This is a genomic window from Bacteroidota bacterium (genome assembly GCA_030706565.1).
GTDB lineage: Bacteria > Bacteroidota > Bacteroidia > Bacteroidales > JAUZOH01 > JAUZOH01.
This window is the reverse complement of record JAUZOH010000466.1, coordinates 1-2,760: the sequence shown is the minus strand read 5'-3', so window position 1 is coordinate 2,760 and position 2,760 is coordinate 1. Positions and strand designations below refer to the sequence as shown.

Genomic DNA, 2,760 nt, shown 5'->3' with positions numbered 1-2,760 from the left:
TTTATCATAATTAATTGAACCATTTCTAACCATTTCGAACCCTCGAACAAACTCAAACTATTTTTTTCTCGGTGAATTCCGTGCCTGAGTGTTTATTGTATTTTTCACAAAGAAAACCGCATTGGTACTATGGGCACAGTAAAATAAAAAATATTCCTCTGCGTGCTAATTAAAAGCCTTATTGCAACCTGTTTATTTCCAAATAATTCAGGATCAGATCCACGGTATGATCCACGCCAATTTTTCCGGTGTCGATGGAAAGATCGTATTGCCGGGCATCTGTCCATTGTTTGCCGGTAAAGGTATTGATGTAATTGCCTCTTTCTTTGTCGTTTTTGACGATCATTTTTGCAGCCGCATCTTCGGAAACTTCATACAATTCCTGGATTCTGCCGTTTCGGAAGGCTACATCGGCATGCAGAAATATTTTTATACAGTTTATGTAATTCCGGAGAACATGAAAGCCGCAACGGCCAATGATTACGGCCGAACGTTCCCTGGCGATTTGTTCAATGATCTCGGCTTCGGTCTGGTATAATTCGCGGGAGGTTGGACCCAGAAACCGTGGCGGTAAATCAACTTCCGTGCTTAAGGCATTGAATTGGAGGAAGGATTTCCACAAGGATCGTAATTTCTCCTCATGATGGATCAGGTCTTCTTCTCCCAGAGAAAATTTTTTGGCTGCTTCGCAGAGTATCTCCCGGTCGGCATAATATATATCCAGTTTTTGGGCCAGTTGTTTGCCGACATAGGCACCGCCGCTGCCCAACTGCCTGCTGATGGTAATGATGAATTTTTTTTCGCTGTCCATAGTTTTTCGCCTCTTGTTTTTTAATGGTGCAGTAAATATAATAAAAGACAGGAAGTGTTGATATAATTGTTTTGGACTTTACTTTTTTTTGATTCAACGCTTCGTATTTCGTTAAAAAAAGTTATCAATTTTTAAATACGAACATCTCAATATTGCAGCAAGTAAAAAAGCACGTTTATTTCCATTAAATAGTTTTTTTATTGAGTATTAAGTTTCTTTAATGCAATTTAATGTCCTGAAATTGGAAGTTAAATCTGGCATGTTAGATTTTCTCTTTGTATTCCTCCATCATTATGGTTTCGTTAAGAGGTTTACGTGTAGTTGTGTGCCGCTCTGGATCCAAAAAACCATTTTTTGGATAACCCATAATAAGCAATGCGGTTGGCTGAATATAGTTGGGAATATTGAATTCTTTTCTGACAATTCGGGGATCAAATAATCCAACCATAACACTGCCGATTCCTTTTTCTCTTGCGGCCAGCATCATGTGATCTGTCACAATTCCTATATCCAAATCTCCTGAACATTTATGATCAAATTCTCTGACCAATGCATCCCGTTCATCCCTGCAAATAATCAATACACAGTGGGAACCAAATGTTTTATACGCTTTTTGAACCTTTTTTATATGGCCTGAATCTCGGACTACAATAATTCGTTGTGGTTGCTTATTACAGGCTGAGGGTGCAACCCGTCCTGCTTCAAGTATATATTCAAGCTTTTCTTGTTCTATTTGTTGGTCTGTAAATGAACGAATTGAACATCTTTCTTTTGCTAATTCTAGAAATTCCATCATCTATTTTTCTTTTATTCTATCCTGTTTTTTAATCAAATATTTCAAACATAAAATATATGAATGGTATGATTATTAAAGTTGTATGTCTATATCCTGAAATACAAGCTTTCATTCAAATCTGTTTAAAATTTGTAAGTAAAATTAAGACATTTGGACAAAGACTTGTTATATATTTATGAACAAACAAGCCAGATGATTTAAAACTGTTTGTTTTATAATTGGATAATCTTGGAAATTAATTTTAATGTTAACAGGAACCATACAATTCATCCTCTCCGGGAAAGCCTGAGCTAGAGGTCATTGTTATTTTATGGCCATTTCCATGGGTAAATACCTTATCCCGTTTTCTTCCAGGATAGAGTCTGTGGGTACAAATCCCATCTTTTTGTAAACAGGTATTGCAAAAGGAGAGGAGTGCAAATGAATTTTTTTCATCTTGGGGTCCCGACGGATACATACTTTTAGCGCTTCACGGAACAGGCTGGTTGCAATGCCCCGTCGTTGATATTCTTTATCCACAAAAAGCAGCGATAGATATTTGTTATCCCTGATTTCTATCATCCCGACTATCTTTGAATCACTATGGGCAACCCACAAATTGACCTGCTTTTTTTGCCGCCTGGCAATATTTTTTGGTTTAATCCAGTCGTAAAAAAAATCATTCCCCTCAACGGAATAATCTACCGCAACAAACTCATCATATACCTTTTTGATCAGCTGATAAATTGCTTCCTCTTGTCCTTTCTGATAGGGGATGATTTCAATGGGCATATCCATAGGCTTTGATGTTGCTTTTTCCAGGGTTGAATAATCACTTTTCACATACCTCTGTGATTTATTTTAATTCAAACCTGGCTAATATTGAATATTCTATTTTGATTTTCTCGAATTCAATTTCTGAGGCTGATTCATCGGAGAAATCAGAAGAATTTCCCCGGACTTTTACATTGATGCCGGCTAATCTTCCCTGGAGCGCATTGGACGTCAAATAAGGATTCATAAAGTCTTCTTCCTTAATATATAAGGCTTTTCCAATGGATTGGTTGACGGCTGCTGCCAGGGCCTCTGCTTTTTCTTTGGCTGCCTTGATTGCCTCTATTTTTACTTCCCTCCGGTATTGTTCTATCCTGGAGTGTTCCAGCTTTTCAATTGT

Annotated in this window: 4 protein-coding genes; all 4 read right to left on the bottom strand. The window is 37.4% G+C overall.

All coding sequences use genetic code 11. From position 1 onward, the window contains the following. Positions 1 to 178: 178 nt before the first annotated feature. Positions 179 to 811, bottom strand: coding sequence for a cytidylate kinase-like family protein (locus tag Q8907_15615; GenBank protein MDP4275698.1), 633 nt, complete (start codon positions 809 to 811; stop codon positions 179 to 181). Positions 812 to 1,073: 262 nt separating this feature from the next. Beyond that, the gene (locus Q8907_15610) at positions 1,074 to 1,607 is read right to left on the bottom strand and encodes a nitroreductase family protein (protein ID MDP4275697.1); all 534 of its coding nucleotides are present in this window, start codon (positions 1,605 to 1,607) and stop codon (positions 1,074 to 1,076) included. 303 nt (positions 1,608 to 1,910) lie between these two features. Next, entirely contained in the window at positions 1,911 to 2,429 is a 519-nt protein-coding gene (locus tag Q8907_15605; GenBank protein ID MDP4275696.1) for a GNAT family N-acetyltransferase, read from the bottom strand. A gap of 13 nt (positions 2,430 to 2,442) precedes the next feature. Then, on the bottom strand, positions 2,443 to 2,760 hold a 318-nt coding region (locus tag Q8907_15600), incomplete at its 5' end, for an SIMPL domain-containing protein (GenBank protein ID MDP4275695.1).